Source organism: Amycolatopsis sp. Poz14 (genome assembly GCF_006704225.1).
In the GTDB taxonomy this organism is placed as follows: Bacteria; Actinomycetota; Actinomycetes; order Mycobacteriales; family Pseudonocardiaceae; genus Amycolatopsis; species Amycolatopsis nivea.
The window spans coordinates 3254846-3272340 of the sequence record NZ_JACLHD010000001.1 but is presented as its reverse complement, the minus strand read 5'-3'; the positions used below and the strand labels follow the sequence as shown (position 1 = coordinate 3272340).

The 17495-nt window shown below is 69.0% G+C and carries 15 protein-coding genes and 1 pseudogene; 14 read left to right on the top strand and 2 right to left on the bottom strand.

The features are described from left to right. Window positions 1–118: 118 nt before the first annotated feature. The 6 genes from FKO37_RS15840 (at window position 119) to FKO37_RS15815 (ending at window position 6950) form a co-directional block, all read left to right on the top strand. On the top strand, window positions 119–1504 hold the full coding sequence (locus tag FKO37_RS15840) for an MFS transporter (protein ID WP_238604838.1): 1386 nt from the start codon (window positions 119–121) through the stop codon (window positions 1502–1504). A 46-nt stretch (window positions 1505–1550) separates the two neighbouring features. Continuing rightward, window positions 1551–2360 carry an enoyl-CoA hydratase-related protein gene (locus tag FKO37_RS15835; RefSeq protein WP_238604837.1) on the top strand — a complete coding sequence of 270 codons (810 nt, stop codon included), beginning with the start codon at window positions 1551–1553 and terminating at the stop codon, window positions 2358–2360. 4 nt (window positions 2361–2364) lie between these two features. Beyond that, window positions 2365–3864, top strand: coding sequence for an AMP-binding protein (locus FKO37_RS15830; protein ID WP_238604836.1), 1500 nt, complete (start codon window positions 2365–2367; stop codon window positions 3862–3864). A 52-nt stretch (window positions 3865–3916) separates the two neighbouring features. Next, window positions 3917–4912, top strand: coding sequence for an alpha/beta hydrolase (locus FKO37_RS15825; protein ID WP_238604835.1), 996 nt, complete (start codon window positions 3917–3919; stop codon window positions 4910–4912). 65 nt (window positions 4913–4977) lie between these two features. Continuing rightward, window positions 4978–6195 carry an acetyl-CoA C-acetyltransferase gene (locus FKO37_RS15820; RefSeq protein WP_238604834.1) on the top strand — a complete coding sequence of 406 codons (1218 nt, stop codon included), beginning with the start codon at window positions 4978–4980 and terminating at the stop codon, window positions 6193–6195. After that, window positions 6192–6950, top strand: coding sequence for an SDR family oxidoreductase (locus FKO37_RS15815; RefSeq protein ID WP_238604833.1), 759 nt, complete (start codon window positions 6192–6194; stop codon window positions 6948–6950). The genes FKO37_RS15820 and FKO37_RS15815 overlap by 4 nt, the downstream gene beginning before the upstream one ends. A gap of 150 nt (window positions 6951–7100) precedes the next feature. Here the strand turns inward: FKO37_RS15815 and FKO37_RS47765 are convergent. Further along, window positions 7101–7226 (bottom strand): annotated as a pseudogene (locus FKO37_RS47765) (integrase); the annotation flags it as partial. 983 nt (window positions 7227–8209) lie between these two features. Here FKO37_RS47765 and FKO37_RS15810 point away from each other — a divergent pair. The 8 genes from FKO37_RS15810 to FKO37_RS15775 all read left to right on the top strand — a co-directional run bounded on the left by FKO37_RS15810 (window position 8210) and on the right by FKO37_RS15775 (window position 15988). Continuing rightward, window positions 8210–9148, top strand: coding sequence for an alpha/beta hydrolase (locus tag FKO37_RS15810; protein ID WP_238604832.1), 939 nt, complete (start codon window positions 8210–8212; stop codon window positions 9146–9148). A gap of 97 nt (window positions 9149–9245) precedes the next feature. Further along, window positions 9246–9875: an SDR family oxidoreductase gene (locus tag FKO37_RS15805; protein WP_238604831.1), complete on the top strand. Its 630-nt coding sequence runs from the start codon at window positions 9246–9248 to the stop codon at window positions 9873–9875. Window positions 9876–10009: 134 nt separating this feature from the next. Continuing rightward, a complete protein-coding gene (locus FKO37_RS15800) occupies window positions 10010–10480 on the top strand; it encodes a MarR family winged helix-turn-helix transcriptional regulator (protein WP_238604830.1) in 471 nt (156 codons plus the stop codon). Between the two features lie 49 nt (window positions 10481–10529). After that, the gene (locus tag FKO37_RS15795) at window positions 10530–12479 is read left to right on the top strand and encodes an FUSC family protein (protein WP_238604829.1); all 1950 of its coding nucleotides are present in this window, start codon (window positions 10530–10532) and stop codon (window positions 12477–12479) included. A 116-nt stretch (window positions 12480–12595) separates the two neighbouring features. Continuing rightward, window positions 12596–14071 (top strand): aldehyde dehydrogenase, encoded by a 1476-nt coding sequence (locus FKO37_RS15790; protein WP_238604828.1) that lies wholly within the window; start codon window positions 12596–12598, stop codon window positions 14069–14071. Between the two features lie 54 nt (window positions 14072–14125). Beyond that, window positions 14126–15220 (top strand): Zn-dependent alcohol dehydrogenase, encoded by a 1095-nt coding sequence (locus FKO37_RS15785; RefSeq protein ID WP_238604827.1) that lies wholly within the window; start codon window positions 14126–14128, stop codon window positions 15218–15220. A gap of 13 nt (window positions 15221–15233) precedes the next feature. After that, window positions 15234–15680 (top strand): cupin domain-containing protein, encoded by a 447-nt coding sequence (locus tag FKO37_RS15780; RefSeq protein WP_238604826.1) that lies wholly within the window; start codon window positions 15234–15236, stop codon window positions 15678–15680. Beyond that, on the top strand, window positions 15665–15988 hold the full coding sequence (locus tag FKO37_RS15775; RefSeq protein ID WP_238604825.1) for a carboxymuconolactone decarboxylase family protein: 324 nt from the start codon (window positions 15665–15667) through the stop codon (window positions 15986–15988). The genes FKO37_RS15780 and FKO37_RS15775 overlap by 16 nt, the downstream gene beginning before the upstream one ends. 256 nt (window positions 15989–16244) lie before the next feature. On the opposite strand, the gene FKO37_RS15770 is transcribed toward FKO37_RS15775, so the two are convergent. Next, window positions 16245–17387 carry a low temperature requirement protein A gene (locus FKO37_RS15770; RefSeq protein WP_238604824.1) on the bottom strand — a complete coding sequence of 381 codons (1143 nt, stop codon included), beginning with the start codon at window positions 17385–17387 and terminating at the stop codon, window positions 16245–16247. Window positions 17388–17495 lie beyond the last annotated feature (108 nt).

Below are 17495 nucleotides of genomic sequence, written 5' to 3'. Positions count from 1 at the left end.
GCGGCGAGACCGCATGCCGGGGGCGGCCGTCGCTTCGAGACGGCCAGGAGACCACGCACGACGACCCGGGGGCACTCTCGCGATTTGATCGCGGCACGCAAAGGAGCGTGAATCACCGATGACCGATCACCATGCCGGCCCGACCGCACCGGCGGTCCAGGGGCATCCCTCCGGACGAGCGCGCGCCAAGCTGCTGGCAGCCGGAATGATCGTCGCCTCGTTCGAGTGGTACGACTTCGCGTTGTACGGCACGGCGGCAAGCCTGGTTTTCCCGCACGTTTTCTTCCCGGATTCCTCCGCCACGGCGGGCATCCTGTTGTCCTTCGCCACGTTCTGGGCCGGGTTCGTCGGCCGTCCCCTCGGCGGGCTGATCGCCGGCCACCTGGGCGACCGCCGCGGCCGCAAGGGCATGGTGATCGTGTCGCTCGCGCTGATGGGACTGGGCACCTTCGCGATCGGCTGTCTTCCCGGCGCCCGCGCGATCGGCGTGGCCGCCCCGATCCTCCTCGTCGCGGTCCGGCTGGTGCAAGGCCTCGCGTGCGGCGCGCAGTGGGGCGGGACGGTCCTGCTGCTCACTGAGTCCGCACAGCCGAAGCGCAAGGGACTCGCGGGAACCTTCGGCCAGATGGGCGTGTCAATCGGCAGCACCGGCGGCCTCCTGCTGTTCCTGTTGCTGGTCGATCTCGTCTCCCCGGCCGACTTCCTGTCCTGGGCCTGGCGCATTCCCTTCCTGGTCAGCATTCTGCTTTTCCCGGTCGCGCTCTACATTCACCGGAAGGTCGACGAGACGCCCGAATTCCGGCGGCTGGCGCAGCAGCGCGGCAAGCAGTCCGGCCACCACGTGGTGCGCGCGCCGGTGGCGGAAGTCATCCGGAAACACTGGCGCGTCATCCTGCTCGGCGCCGGTCTGATGGCGGGAACGAACGCGGTCTCCTATGTCACGACGACCGGTCTCATCAACTACGCGACCACCACGCTCGGGTTCAGCATCTCATCGGTCCTGTCGGTCGGCGCGCCGATCGCTCTGGCGGGCACGCTGCTGACGCCGCTCACGGGATGGCTGTCCGACCGCATCGGGCGCCGGCCGGTTGTCCTGGCAGGCGCCACGCTGACCGTTCTCTGGGCATTCCCTTACTTCTGGCTGGTGAACACCCGATCGCTCGCGCTCTTCGCCGCGGCCATCTTCGTCGGCGTGCTCGGCGGCACCCTGATCTACGGCCCGCTGGCCGCGTATCTCTCCGAACTGTTCGCACCCCAGGTGCGCTACTCCGGCATTTCGGCCGCATACCAGCTCTCCTCGATCGCGGTCGGCGGCGCGAGCCCGCTCATCATGGCCGCGATCATCGCCAAAACGGGCTCGACCGTGCTGGTGTCGGCCTACCTCGCGGCCATGGGCGCCATCACGCTGGTCTGCGCCTTGGTCCTGCGGGAGACGAACCCCGAGGCCGTGCGGAACGACCCGGCTGCCGTGCCCGGCCTCGAACAAGCCGTCGCCGCCGACTGAACCGGCGGCTTCAACCATCCACAATGGACACCACGGAGGTTTCCGCATGACTCCCACCCCGGCCGCGCTCGACGAGACGGTGCTCGCCGAGCGGCGCGGCGCGGTGCTCGTGCTCACGTTGAACCGGCCGCACCGGCTCAACGCCTGGACCCAGGAACTCGAACGCCGCTACTTCACGCTGCTCGACGAAGCGGACGCCGACCCTGACGTGCGCGCAGTCGTCGTGACCGGAGCCGGCCGCGGCTTCTGCAGCGGAGCCGATCTGACCGATCTCCAGCAGGCGGGACCGGACAGCGAACCGCCCGGTTCGGCCGGGCCGCGCTCCTATCCGCTGAGCTTCCGCAAACCGTTGATCGCCGCGATCAACGGCGCGGCCGCCGGACTCGGCTTGGTCGAAGCGTTGTACTGCGACCTCCGTTTCGCCGTCCCCGACGCGAAACTCACCACGGCGTTCGTCCGGCGCGGCCTGATCGCCGAATACGGGGTCGCCTGGCTGCTGCCGCGCTTGGTCGGCCGCGCCCGTGCGCTGGACCTGCTCCTGTCAGGACGAGTGGTCCGCGGCACGGAAGCGCTCGCGATGGGCCTGGTCGACCGCATTGTCGAGCCGGACGCGCTCGTGGACCAGGCCGTCGCGTACGCCGCCGAACTGGCCGCAGTCTGCTCGCCCACCTCGATGAGCATCATCAAACACCAGGTCCACCGCGCGATGGACACCGATTTCGCGACCGCGTTCGCCGAAGCGGACCACCTGATGTTCGAGTCGTTCCACCGGCCGGACGCTCGCGAGGGAGTGTCCAGCTACCTCGAGGGCCGGAACCCCGAATTCCCTCCGCTGCAAGCCGAAACGGCGCGGTGACGCGATGGCGAACACCACCGATGCGATCCTCGCCGAGGCATGGTCGTCCCCGGAGCGGATCGCGCTGCGCGGGCCCGCCGGCCAGGCCTGGACCTATCGGACGCTCGTCGACCGGATCGGCGCCGTGGCCACGCTGCTGCGCCGCGCCGACGTCCGGCCCGGCGACCGGGTCCTGCTCGTCGCTCCCACCTCGCCCGAGTTCGCCGCCGCTTACTACGGCATCCACGCCGCCGGCTGCATCGCCGTCACCGTCAACACTATGTCCCCGCAACCGGAACTGGAGTACTACGCGAAAGACTCGGACGCGCGTCTGGTGCTCAGCTGGCACGAGTCCGCGGCGGCACCGCGCGCGGCGGCTGACGCTCTCGGCGTGCCGTGGCGAGCGCTCCGGCCAGACCTCGCAGATCTCCCCGGCCGAACCGGGACCATTGCGGTGCACCCGAGCGCCGACGGCGACACCGCCAGCATTCTCTACACCTCCGGCACCACCGGCCGCCCCAAGGGCGCGGAGCTGACCCACGGCAATTTCACGGCCTGCGCCTCGCTGTTTCGCCACGTCCACGACATCGGACCGGACGACCGCGCGGGAACAGCCCTTCCTCTGTTCCATGTCTACGGCCAGGCGTGCCTGACCACGATGCTGCACGCCGGCGCGAGCCTGTCCCTGCTGCCCCGGTTCGACGCCGGGGAACTGCTCGCCGCGCAGCGCCGCGACCGGCTCACCTTCCTGGCAGGCGTGCCGACCATGTGGAACGCGATTCTGCACGCAGCCGCGCCGGAACCCGGGCAACAGAACTTGGCCGGTCTGCGGCATGCCTTGTCCGGAGGCGCGTCGTTGCCCGCCGAGGTCCTGCGCGCGTTCGAAAACCGTTTCGGCTGCACCGTGGTGGAGGCGTACGGGCTGACCGAAAGCACCGGCGCGGCCACGTATCAGACCGCGCGCCGGAACAAGCCCGGGACGGTGGGCCGCGCCTTGCCCGGGTGCGCGGTCAGCGTGTGCGACGACGACGGGAACGAACTGCCCTCCGGCGAGGTAGGCGAAGTCCGCCTTCGCGGGCCAGTGGTCATGAAGGGCTACTGGCGGCGGCCGGAGGCGACTGCCGAGGCGTTCGCCGACGGCTGGCTGCGCACCGGCGATCTCGGCGTCATGGACCCGGAAGGAAACCTGCGCATCGTCGACCGGAAGAAAGACCTGGTGATCCGCGGCGGCTACAACGTCTATCCGGGGGAAGTCGAGGCAGTCCTCTACCAGCATCCCGACATCGTGGAGGCGGCGGTGCTCGGCGTTCCGGACGACACGTACGGCGAGGAAGTCGCCGCCGTGATCGCGTTGCGCCCCGGCGCTGAGCTCGCCGCCGCCGAACTCCGTGCGTGGGCCAAAAAACGACTGTCCGCGTACAAGGTACCGCACATTGTGTCCATTGTGGATGAACTGCCGAAAGGCGCCACCGGCAAGATCCTCAAGAGCGGCATCGACCGCGCCGCTCTGGCGTCCCTTGCCTGACCCCTCGATCCGACCTGCACGACACCGTGCCCAAGCCCGCGAAGGAAATCGAATGACGTCGCCGTACGTTGCCCGGAAGGTCGGCCCTCCCCCGCCCTTCGACCCCGAACTCGAACCCGCCCTGGCCGCGCTGCGCGAACAGATGCCGCGTGCGGCGACCGCCGAGGACATTCCGCTGCTTCGCGACTTCGCGGAGCGGCTGCGGCTTCCCGACGAACGACTGAACCCGAGGGGACGCTACGACCTGCGCGAGGTCACAGTGCCGGGACCGGACGAGACATCCGAGGTCCCGCTCCTCGTCTGCCGTCCGGCGGCGGCGCACGAGCCGGTGGGCGTGATCTTCCACATGCACGGCGGCGGAATGGTCATCGGCGACAACCGAGGCCCGGAAACCGCGCGATTCCTCGGCTGGGCGGACGAACTGGGCTTGGCCCTGGTGTCCGTCGACTACCGGCTCGCGCCCGAACACCCTTACCCGGCCGCGATCGAGGACTGCTACGCCGGACTGAAATGGACGATCGCGCACGCCGGCGAGCTGGGCATCGATCCCCGCCGGATCGTCGTGGCCGGAGCGAGCGCGGGCGCCGGACTGGCCGCGTCGCTTGCCCTGCTGTCCCGAGACCGCGGCGGACCGGACCTGGCCGCCCAACTGTTGCTGTGCCCGATGCTCGACGACCGCAACGACACGCCGTCCGCCCACCAGATGAGCGGGCTGGGCGTCGCGGACCGGCAGATGACCGACGTGGCGTGGACCGCGTTGCTGGGCGACCGCAGAGGCACTGCCGACGTTCCGCCGTACGCTTCCCCCGCCCGCGCCGAGGATCTGTCCGGGCTGCCGCCCGCGTTCCTCGACGTCGGATCGGCCGAGACTTTCCGCGACGAAGTGCTCGACTACGCGGCCCGGATCTGGCAAGCAGGCGGGCAAGCCGAACTCCACGTCTGGCCCGGCGGCTTCCACGGTTTCTACGGGTACGCGCCCGACGCCGCGGTGTCCCGGCAGGCCACCGCGGCCCGGGTGCCGTGGCTGCGGCGAGTTCTCGGGCTCTGACGAGCGAACACCACGGCCGCGTACCGGCCGCCCGCACCATTCCCCCACCTCACCAAGGAGTATTGATGCCTGAAGCCGTCATCGTCGCCACGGCTCGCTCGCCCATCGGACGGGCGGGCAAAGGGTCGCTGAAGGACCTGCGCCCGGACGACCTCGCCGTACAGATGGTTCAGGCCGCACTCGCGAAGGCGCCCGCTCTGGACCCGCGCGAGATCGACGACCTGATCCTCGGCTGCGGGCAGCCGGCGGGCGAGTCCGGCAACAATCTCGGCCGCGCGGTCGCCGTCCTGGCCGGGATGGACCACCTGCCGGGCGTGACGGTCAACCGGTACTGCTCCAGCAGCCTGCAGACCACGCGCATGGCGTTTCACGCGATCAAGGCCGGAGAAGGCGACGTGTTCGTCTCGGCAGGCGTCGAGACGGTCAGCCGGTACCCGCGCGGGGCCGCCGACTCGTGGCCGGACACGCAGAACCCCGTCTTCGATCAGGCGGGGCAGCGCACGGAAAGCTTCGCCGGCGGCGGGCGGACCTGGACGGACCCGCGTCTCGACAGCCTCGTGCCGGACGTGTACGTCGCCATGGGACAGACCGCGGAGAACGTGGCTCAGCTCAAGGGAATCAGCCGGGCCGAACAGGACGAGTTCGGCGTCCGGAGCCAGAACCGGGCGGAGAAGGCGATCGCGGACGGCTTCTGGGCTCGAGACATCACCCCGGTGACTCTGCCGGACGGGACCGTGGTCGACTCCGACGACGGGCCGCGGGCAGGCGTCACGTTCGAAGCGGTCTCCGCGCTGGAGCCAGTGTTCCGGCCGGACGGCACAGTGACCGCCGGGAACTGCTGCCCGCTCAACGACGGTGCCGCCGCAGTCGTGGTGATGTCCGACGCGAAGGCGGAACAGCTGGGGCTGACGCCGCTGGCGAGGATCGTGAGCACCGGCGTTTCCGGTCTGTCACCGGAGATCATGGGCCTCGGTCCGGTCGAGGCTTCGCGGAGCGCGCTCGCCCGGGCAGGCCTGACCATCGGCGACATCGACCTCGTCGAGATCAACGAGGCGTTCGCCGCACAGGTCATCCCCTCCGCCCGGGAACTGGGCATCGAAGACGACAAGCTGAACGTGAACGGCGGCGCGATCGCGGTCGGCCACCCGTTCGGCATGACCGGCACCCGCATCACCAGCACACTGGTCCATGCGCTGGAGTGGCACGACAAGCAGTTCGGGCTGGAGACCATGTGCGTCGGCGGCGGCCAGGGCATGGCGATGGTGCTGGAGCGGCTCTCGTGACGGCGCGGCTCGCCGGGCGCACGGCGATCGTCACCGGCGCCAGCCGCGGAATCGGCTTCGCCGTCGCTCGCCGGCTGGTTGACGAGGGCGCGCGAGTCGTCGTCACCGCACGTACGAAGGAGCCCCTCGACGAGGCTGTCGCCCAACTGGGCGGATCCCGGCACGCTCTCGGCGTCGCCGGCAAAGCGGACGACCCGGAGCACCAGGACGAGGTGATCCGGCAAGCGCTGGCACAGTTCGGCAGCGCGGACTTCCTGGTCAACAACACCGGGATCAATCCGGTCTACGGCCCGATGGCCGAACTCGACCTCGCCGCGGCCCGCAAAACCATCGAGGTCAACTGCGTCGCGGCGCTGTCGTGGATTCAGAAAGCGCACCGAGCGTGGATGAAGGAGCACGGCGGCGCGATCGTGAACGTCTCGTCGCTCAGCAGCGTCAGGGCGGCCCCGGGCCTCGGGATGTACGGTGCCACGAAGGCGATGTTGAACTCGATCACCGCAGTGCTCGCCGTCGAACTCGGCCCGGCTGTCCGAGTCAACGGCGTCGCCCCGGCCGTGGTGAAGACGAACTTCGCCGCCGCACTCTACGAGGGCCGCGAGGACGAAGCCGCGGCCGCATATCCCCTGCGGCGGCTGGGCGAGCCCGCCGACATCGGCAGCGTCGTCGCGTTCCTGCTCTCCCCCGACGCGGGCTGGGTCACCGGCCAGACCGTGCTCGTCGACGGCGGTGCCAGCCTGACGGCGGGCGGCAAGTGACCCGGCACCCTGTACCATGCCAAAACTGGCGACTCGGTCCGTGAGCTTCGGTTTTGTGGTCGATTCATCCCGCTCGGCGGGATCGTGGTTGGGTGGGCGGTGCTCACGTCCCTGGTGCGGACGGTGATCATTGAAGTGCCGGGCGAACTCATCAAGGACTGCGACAGCGTGGCGTTCGTTGTAGATCAGCATCCTGTCGGTGCACTCCGACCGGACACTGCGCACGAACCGCTCCGCAAAGCAGTTCGCTCGGGGCGTTCGCGGCGGGGTCTTCACCACGTCGATGCCCTCGGAGGCGAACACCGCGTCACACGGTGCCGTGAACCTCGTATCCCGGTCGCGGACAAGGAACCGGAATCGGGAGATTCCCCCGCCGAGAACTCATCAGCAGGTTGCGAGCAGCCTGCGTAGTCCAAGCCGCAGTCGGATGAGCGGTCACACCGACGATGTGAACTCGCCGGGTACGGATCTCCATCACGAACAGGGACATAGAGCCGACGCAGACCGACAGTGTCCAGATGGAAGAAGTCCGTGGCCAGCGGGCCCCCGCTTGGGTGCGCAGAAAGGTACGCCAACCGGTGTTCGTCCGCCGCGGCGCCGGACCGATGCGGGAGGCGGCGAGAATCCGGCGGATTGTCCCCGCACCGACGTGGTACCCAGCTCTCCCTGGACACGGCGATGCCCCCGACCCGGGTTCTCCAGGACAAGCCGGACGACCAACTCGCGCAACTCATCATCGACCGTTGGCCGTCCAGGCCGGTTGGGGTAGGTCCATTTCCGGGTGACTAGACGACGATGCCACGCCAGCAACGTGCCTGGCGTCACGTGCGGAGCCGGCGCAGGTCGCGGGGCAGCAACCGTGTCAACGCGGACGAGACCGGCACGATCCGGCCAGGCGGGACGCGCCTTGCCGATGTGACGGCGCAGGACCGAAACCTCATGGCGGGGTTGAATTGCGGCCCGGTACCGGACGTGCAGACGGTGACATACCTGCCTGAGCCGGGCTCACCGTCCAGAGACGCCCTGCAGTTGCCAGGCAACTGGAATACGCCGTCGCCGCCAGTTTCTGAGGCCACGCTCGATGCGCAGGCACCCCCTCCACGCAAGGAGCGGCTGGGGTGGGCTGCTGGCAACTGCCTCATTCACGACAGGCTTCCTAGCCTTGAAGTACCGGACGGATCCGATCGGTTCCGCCGCTCCGGCCACCCGTTTCCGGCGGCCGGTCAGAAATCATTGAGCAGTTGCAGAAGGAGCACGTCGTGTCGACTGTCGAACACGTCAGGTTCAAGAACCGCGGCATGTACTGGGAAATCGCGGCGGACATCTACTTCCCGCCGAACTTCGATGCGTCCGAGCAGTACCCGGCCATCGTCGTGGCGCATCCGATCGGTTCTTGCAAGGAGCAGACTTCGGGTGAGGTCTACTCGGCACAGCTGGCCGAGCAGGGCTTCGTCACTCTCGCTTTCGACGCGAGCTTCCAGGGCGAGTCGGGCGGCGAGGCGCGTTCGACCGAGGATCCGTCCCTGCGGGTGGAGGACTTCCGCCACGTGGTCGATTATCTCGTCACCCTCCCGTACGTGGATGCGAACCGCATTGGCCTGGTCGGCATGTGCGGAGCGGGCGGGTATGCCATCAACACCGTGATGACCGAGCGCCGCTACAAGGCTGTCGCGACCGTCACGGGCGCGAACTACGGCAAGCTGCTGCGCGAGACCGAGGGCTCTGTCGCCGGTGTGATCGCCAAGCTCGAGCAGATCGGCGAGCAGCGCACCGCCGAGGCTCGCGGCGCCGACTGGCTGATCGATCCGGGGCTGCCGTCCTCGCTGGAGCAGGCTGCGGAGTGGGGCATCACCGATGTCGACATCCTCGGTGCGACCGAGTATTACAAGACCGACCGTGGCGCCAAACCCAATGGTGTGAACCTCACCCTCCGCTCCCGCATGGGTGTCGCCTATGGCTGGGATGCCTTCCACCTCGCCGAGGAGCTGCTCACCCAGCCGTTGCTGGTAATCGTCGGCGACATTCCCGGCAGTTTCGGTGCGTACCGTGACGGGCACGAGATCGTGCGCCGAGCACGGTCGGAGAAGAAGGAGCTCGCCGTGATCAAGGGATGGTCGCACTACGACCTCTACGACAAGGACGAGCCCGTCGCGCAGGCCATGGCCAAGCTGACCCCGTTCTTCACCGAAAACCTCTAACCGTCAACGAGAGCCTCCAGCACAACACCGCCGGGGCCATCGCCGTCCATGGCAATGGCCCCGGCCTCACCGGCCTCGTCAAACAGAAAGAGTTCTCATGACCAACGTTCTCGTGCTCGGCGCTTCCGGGCAGATCGCCTCCTGGGCCATCGACATGCTCGCCGACCAGGGCGCGACGCTTACGCTGTTCGCCCGCAACAAGAACCGCATCAGCAACGTCCCTGACGGTGCGACCGTGATCGAGGGCGACGTCAACGACCGTGCAGCGCTCACGAAAGCGGTGCGCGGACAGGACATCGTCTACGCGAACCTCGCCGGCGACATCGACGAACAGGCGAAGGCCATCGTGGACGTCATGGAGGCCGAGGGGGTTCAACGCTTGATCTTCGTGACCGCGCTGGGCATCTACCAGGAGGTCCCCGGCGCGTTCGGCCGGTGGAACCGCACCACGATCGGCGACGCGACGCTCGACACCTATGCGGCCGCCTCCGACGCGATCGAAGCCTCGTCCCTGGACTACACGGTGCTGCGCCCGGCGTGGCTGTCTGACGCCGACGAGGTCTCGTACGAGATCACCCAGCGCGACGAACCGTTCAAGGGCACCACCGTCTCGCGCAAGAGCGTCGGCGCGCTCGTCGCCGACATCGTCGCCCACCCGCAGAACCACGTCCGCGAGAACCTCGGCGTGAACAAACCCGGCACCGACGGAGACCAGCCCGTCTGGTAGCGGTTTCGGAGTCCGGTCCCCCGCTGCCGCAGGACAGCGATTCTCCGAGGCATCGAGCGGCCCGTGCGACCTCGGCGCAGCGCTCAGCACGCCACGCCTGGAAATATAGTTAGGCGCCTGATAGTATGGTGCCTATGAAGGAGATGCTGGGCACGAGGCAAGGGCTGCTGCTGCGTCGGCTCACCGGCGGGAGCAGCGGGGAGTTCGCGATGGGACTGCTGGCCACAGCGCGTCAGATCGACGACCGGTACAACGCGCTGCTGGCCGGGCACGACCTGTCGGGCGGACGGTTCGCCGCGCTGCTCGCGGTGAGCGAGATGCCGGGCATCACCCCGGCCCGGCTTGCCGAACAGCTTGAGGTCAAGCGGGCGACCGTGACCGGGCTGGTCGACGGACTGGTCAAGCGCGACCTCGTCGTCCGCGGCTGCGACGACGAGGACCGGAGGGTGCAGACGCTCACCGCGACCGCGACCGGGCAGGGCCGGATCCAGGAGGTGCTGCCGCTGGTCGAGCAGTGGCTGAACAGCCTGGTCTCCGACATCGACCCCGACCTGGCCTGGCCTCTGCTGGCCCGGCTGCACCGAAACCTCGGCAACGGCGGCTGAACCCGCTCGGACGAACCCGCCGGACATCGGAAGAAGGCGAATCACCACCATGGACTGGGCTGCTCTCCGGAACGCCGCGCGGCGCGGCATGCAGCCGGGCAAACCCCTGCAGGAGCCCCTCAAGCTGCTGCGCGTGGCGATCGGCATGCTGATCGCCGCGGTCGTCGGCTATCTCCTGCACGACCCGGAAGCCCAGTTGCTGATCACAGTGGGGGCGTTCCTGGCCACGATCGCGGCGGTCATGCCGCACAACAGGTCCCGGATCGTCGCGACAGCGGCCACCAGCGCCGCGCAGATCGCCGCCGCGGCCGCGGGTCTGCTGCTCGGCGACAGGTGGGCCGTCGTGCTGCCGCTGATCTTCGTGCTGTTCCTGATTTCCGGGCTGCTGCGGGCCGTCGCGATGAGCCTGAGCATCCGCCTGACGGTGGTCACGATCGTGTTCCTGGCGTTCGCGGAGATTTCCTCGGCGCTGACCTTGAGCGTCGGCGGCGCGACCGGGTTCTTCGCACTGGGGTTCGCGATCATGGTGCTCGCCCAGCTGCTGCCGGCGTATGGGTCCCGCCACTCGGCTCAGCGTCGCGCTGTCGCCTCCCTGTACCAGGCCATCGCCGCCGGGCGGGCGCAGGACACCGCCCTGCTGACGGCCGAGCGCAGCCTGGCGCTGCTGCGACGGCACCGGCACCGCGAGCTGGACCGGCTCGCGCAGCTCGTCGCGCGCGGCGAGCAGATCGCCCAGCAGATGCGAGCACTCGACAACCGCGCCGACGACACGTCGGCCCGGTGGCACGAGGCCGCCAGCGCACAATTGACCGCGATCGCCGCTGCGGTCTTGCAGCCCCGCAACGGAAGCGTGCACGTCGCCGCCTCATGGCCAGCCGAGCCGGGAGACGCCCTCCAATCGGCCTTGTCGCGCGCAGTGGACGCGGCCACCGCGCTGGCCGCGGGCGGGGACGTCCCGGACACCTCGGACCAGCGGCGGGTGCCGAGCCCGCTCGAACTGGTCCGCGGCGAGCTGCGACCGGGATCCCCGATCCTGCGCCACGCCGTGCGACTGGCGATCGTGTGCGTCGTCGCGCAGGTTGCCGGCATGGCCGTGGGCCGGTGGCTCGGACCTGGCGCGTTCCTCGCCGGGCACGGTTTCTGGGCCGTCGTGGCCGCTGCGCTGATCGTGTTCCCGGACTACGGCTCCACGTTCTCCCGCGGCATCGGCCGCACCATCGGCACCGTCGCAGGCGCGGTCCTCGGCGTGGCGTTGTCCTTCGCCCCGCTGAATCCGCTGCTGCACGCCGTCGTGCTCCTGCTGCTGTTCTACGGCTACCTCGCCTTCCGCAGCTGCGGCCAGCCGTACACCATGTTCTGGGTCGTCGCGTGGATCGCCTCCCTGAGCCCCGGCCCGCTGGGGGCGACCACCCGCGGTCTCGACACCGTCATCGGCTGCCTGCTTGCCTTCGCTGCCTATCTCCTCGCTCCCACGTGGCAGCGCCGCCTGCTCACCGAGCGGCTGAAGGAGTGGGCCGAGGCGACCGCGCGGCACATCGACGCGCTGGTGTTGCTGTGGACGGCCGACGACGAGACACACCGGCTCGCCGTCGCACAGGCGGACGTCCGGGCACGGCTGACCGGGCTGGAGTTCGCCACCGCCGCGGGCAGCGCCCGCCACGAACCCCGCGACCGGCACGGCCGCTGGGGCAACGACGCGCTCGACCCGGCCGTCCGCACGTTGACGAGCGCGAGGGCCCAGATCGCCGCGCTGACCGCGCTCGCACCGCTGTGGAGCACCGACGAGCGCGCAGCCGCCTGCGCTCAGATCGAGGCGGTCTCCCGTGACCTCGACGTCGTCGCCCAGGCGCCTCTTTCGGCGGCAGCTGACGACGGACAGCCGCCCGCCGTCTCGGCGGGCACCGGGGCCGACACCGCGACGGCCATGGAGCGGTTGCGCGCCGCCGTGACGGATCTGGAGCCGCTCGCTGCGGCCCAAACCGGACCAGTGGCCGGGTGACCCGCTCGACCGGCCCCGGGCCAGCACCCAAGCCCCTTCACCGAATGCACCGGTGATCAGCACAACTGCCCGATCGCCGCGAACCGGCAACAGAAGACACGAGAGGAAGAAGAACAATGGCCGAGACCACGTGGCAGGACCACTGCGACAGCCTGTTCATCGGCGGCGAATGGGTCGCCCCGTCCACCGACGAGAAGCTGGCGGTGATCTCCCCGTACACCGAGGAGACCATCACGACCGTCCCGATGGGCGTCGAAGCCGACATCGACCGGGCCGTCGCTGCCGCCCGCGAGGCGTTCGACCACGGCCCCTGGCCGCGGATGAGCCTGGCCGAGCGCTCGGAAGTCATGCGCAGGCTCAGCGCCGAAATGCAGGCCAACGAGCAGGCGATGGCAGAGCTGGTGTCCACCGAGATGGGCACGGCGATCCAGCACTCGGTGCCCATCCAGGCCCAGCGCCCTCGGCTGATCGTCGACCAGATGACCGAACTCGCGCAGAGCTACCCGTTCGAGGAGATCCGCCAGGCGCCGTCCGGCCGTGCTCTCGTGCACCGCCGCCCCACCGGCGTGCTCGGCGCGATCGTCCCGTGGAACGCGCCCCACCTGATCACCATCATGAAGCTCGCCCCCGCCCTGCTGGCCGGCTGCACTGTCGTGGTCAAGTCCGCGCCCGACGCGCCCCTGAACCAGTACCTCTTCGCCGAGATGGCGCAGAAGGCAGGCCTGCCCGCGGGCGTGCTCAACATCGTCTCCGGGGACCGCCCGGCCAGCGAACACCTGGTTTCCCACCCCGGCGTCGACACGATCTCCTTCACCGGCTCCACCGGCGTGGGGAAGAGCATCGCCGCCGTCTGCGCCGGGCTGCTGCGCCCCGTCACCCTGGAACTCGGCGGCAAGTCCGCCGCCGTACTGCTGGACGACGTCGACGTGGAGCAGACCGTCGACACGGTCCTGCACGCGGCGCTGCGCAGCAACGGCGAGGTCTGCACCGCCAAGACCCGGCTCGTGCTCCCCCGCACCGTCTCCGGCCGCTTCGTCGACGCCCTGACCGCGAAGATCGCCGAGCTGAAGATCGGCGACCCGCTCGACCCCACGGTCTACTTCGGACCGTTGGTCAGCTCGGCGCACCGCGGCCGCGTCGAGGCCATGATCGCCGCCGCGGTGAAGGAAGGCGCCGTCCCGGTGCTCGGCGGCGGACGGCCGAAGGACCTGGACACCGGCTGGTTCGTCGAGCCGACCGTGTTCACCGGGGTGACCCCGGCGATGAACATCGCCCAGGAGGAAGTGTTCGGGCCCGTGATCTCGGTGCTCGAGTACAGCACCGAGGACGAGGCTCTCGCCATCGCCAACGACTCCCGCTACGGCCTCAGCGGAGCCGTGTACTCCGCCGACCCGATCCGGGCCACGCGCTTCGCCACCCGCATGGAAACCGGCATGACCGAGGTCAACGGGCTCCCGGCGGGCCTGGCCGCGCCCTTCGGCGGGGTCAAGGACAGCGGGCTCGGCTACGAACTCGGCCCCGAGGGCTTCGACGAATTCGTCGAGATCAACAGCATCGGCATCCCCGCCGACCTGCCGTGGCCTGCCCGCTGAACCGCCGGCACGCCACCCGCAGAACCACCTGATCGAGAGAACCAGGAGAACCCGATGAAAGCGGCAGTGATGCTCGAGGTAGGACAGCCGCTCGAGATCAAGGACATCGACATCGACGACCCCCTGCCGCACGAGGTCGTGGTCGAGGTCAAGGCCAGCGGCCTGTGCCACAGCGACCTGCACACCATGAAGACCGATTTCGGCTGGCCGGTGCCCATGGTCCTCGGGCACGAGGTCGCCGGCGTGGTGGAAGCCGTCGGCCGCGATGTCACCGACGTGAAGATCGGCGACCACGTCGTCGCCAACCTCATCTCCAGTTGCGGCACCTGTGCGAACTGCCTGCTCGGCGTGCCCACCAACTGCACCGACCCGGGCGCGATCCGCCGCGGGCCCGGTCAGCGGCCCCGGTACACCCTGGACGGCGCCCCGGTCGCGCAGATCGGCGACATCGGCGGGTTCGCCGAGAAGATCCTGGTCCACGAACGCAACCTCGTCCCGGTCGACCACGCCATTCCCTTCGACCGGGCCGCCCTGCTCGGCTGCGGCGTCATCACCGGCGTCGGAGCCGTCAAGAACGCCGTCGGCGTGAGGTTCGGCGACGCGGTCGCCGTCATCGGCTGCGGCGGAGTCGGCCTCAACGCCGTCCAGGGAGCCGCGATCTCCGGAGCCAGCCACGTCATCGCCATCGACCTCCAGCCCGCCAAGCTCGACCTCGCCCGCAGGTTCGGCGCGACCGAGGTCATCAACCCGGCCGAGGTGACCGACCTCGCCGGCCGCGTCCGCGAGATCGTCGGCAAGGGCGGAGTCGACTACGCCTTCGAAGTCATCGGGCTGCCGCAGACTGTCCAGCAGGCGATCGACATCACCGACGCCGGAGGTGCGACCTATGTCGTCGGGAAGATGAAGCCCGGCGCCAGCGCATCGCTCACCGCCGACGACCTGTTGCGCGGCAACAAGAAGCTCAGCGGCGTCTACATGGGAGCGACCGTCGCCGGCGTCGACATCCCGCTCTACGCCCACCTCTACCAGCAAGGCCGGCTCAACCTCGACGACCTCGTCTCCGAGACCATTCCGCTGGAACGGATCAACGAGGGCTACTCGAAACTGGAAAAGGGCGAGACCGCCCGCAGCGTCGTCGTGTTCGGCTGAAGCGAGAAATCACATGAACGACAACACTTTCGCACAAATCTTCCCTCTAGGCGAGAAGAACGACGGCTACGCCCGCTATTTCACGGGCCAGAGCTACCTCGCCGCACTCACCGCGGGCAGCGTCCCGGTCAGCAATGTGTCGTTCGAGCCCGGCTGCCGCAACAACTGGCATATCCACCACGGCATGGCTGGCGGCGGCGACCAGATCCTGCTCTGCACCGCCGGATCCGGCTGGTACCAGGCCGAGGGCGAAGAGCCGGTCAGCATGGAACCGGGAACGGTGATCCGAGTGCCGGCCGGCACCAAGCACTGGCACGGCGCGAAGGCCGGCACGTGGTTCTCCCACCTCGCATTCATCACGCCCGGCGAGGGCGTCGGCAATGAATGGCTCGAGCCGGTCACCGACGACGAATACAACGAACTCTCGAACGAGGAAAAGCGCCAATGGCGGAGAAAGTAACAGCAGGCAGGGATGCGCTCGGGCAGTTCGCGCCGAAATTCGCCGCCCTCAACGACGATGTCCTCTTCGGGGAGGTCTGGTCCCGGGAGGAGCAGCTCCCAGCCCGGATCCGCAGCATCGTCACAGTAACCGCGCTCATGTCCAGCGGAGTGCTCGACGGCTCGCTCCAACACCACATCCAGCGAGCTAAGGCCAACGGCGTCACCGCCGAGGAGATGGCCGAGGTGCTCACCCATGCGGCGTTCTACGCCGGCTGGCCCAAGGCATGGACTGCCTTCCGCATGGCCAAGGAGATCTACGCGGAGTAGCCAGCAGCAGGTCTGCATGCGGAAGGGCACCGGCTCCGCACGCGGTCGCCCGACAGCGCCTCGACAAACCTCCGCGCGAACCCGTCGGTGCTGGCCAGCGACGAGGCGTCGATATTTGCAACCGGAGCCGGGACGAGCGACTCAAGGAACCGATTATGTGCCGGTCTCGCATCGGATCTGGCCGCAACGCCGCGGGCTCGCAGCAGCCAAGTCCTTCGTCGATTGTCCGCGGATGCTGCCTGTGCATCCGCAGTGGTCAGGCCGCAGCGGCTTCGCCGGTCTCCTCGACGGGCGGTCTCCAGACGAGCACTGCGACAGCGCCGGCGAGGACGACCGCGGCGAGAGCGAACGGCACCGGGATCAGCGGGTCGATCAGCACCAGGAGTCCGGCCAGCGGAATGACTGTGTTCACCACTCGGTCAGCGTGGGGCCTGATCGCCAGCGCCCAGATGCCGAGGACGAAGACGGCGAGGGGCACCGTGAAAGCGAACGAGGCCCAAGGCTGGCTCAGTTCGCTGTGGCCGCCCAGCACGTCGATCTCGACCTCGATGCCAGCGGAGAACGCGCCGGCGGCGGCGAAGATGAAGAAGTGCCCATAGCCGTAGGCCAGGGAGCTGAGGAAGCTGCTGATCGCGTGGTGGTGCGGCGGCCAGAAGTAGATCCACCACAACGCCGCAGTGGCGATCAGGGTGAGAGCGGCAACCCCGATCAGGGTCCCGAGATCGCCGGCGTCGTGGAGGGCCTCGATGATCGCGTTGGCCGAGCCCAGCAGGCTCTCGCCGAGCAGGATCAGAGTGAACAGCCCGTAGCGCTCGGTGATGTGATGCGGGTGCCACGGCGTGGAACCGGTGCGTTCGGCGAGGACTGGCACGCTGACCTCGGCCACGATCAGCACGACGAGGGCGACGGTGAACATCGAATCCGGCAGCAGCAACGAGGCGAGCCACAAAGCTTGGACCACGGTGATGCCAGTGGCGTACACGAGTGTGGCCCGGCGTGCGGCACCGGCCGAGCGGGAGGCCCGGAGCCATTGGGCGACCAGCGCGAGGCGCATGACGACGTAGGCGATGATCAGCACCGAGTAGTCGTGCTTCTCGAACGCCGGTGCGATGCCGGAGGCGAGGACGAGCACGCCGCCCATCTGCACGATCGTGAACACCCGATACAGCCAGTCGTCGGTGTCGAAGGACGTCGCGAACCAGGTGAAGTTCATCCAGGCCCACCAGATCCCGAAGAACACGATCCCGTAGTTGAGGATCCCGTCCAGCACATGGCCTTCGGTGAGCGCGTGGTGGAGCTGGACCGCGGCGATGCTCACCGCGACGACGAAGACGAGGTCGAAGAACAGCTCCAAAGTGGAGGCTGCCCGCCCCTCCTCGCGGGGGTCGCGGGGACGCATGGGCACGAGCCGGAAACGGGGCAGAGGTGTCATCTGGCCTGGCTTTCTGCACCTGAGTGCGGCTTGACGGTCGATACCGGCCCAGGACGATCGCCCTCTCGGACGCCC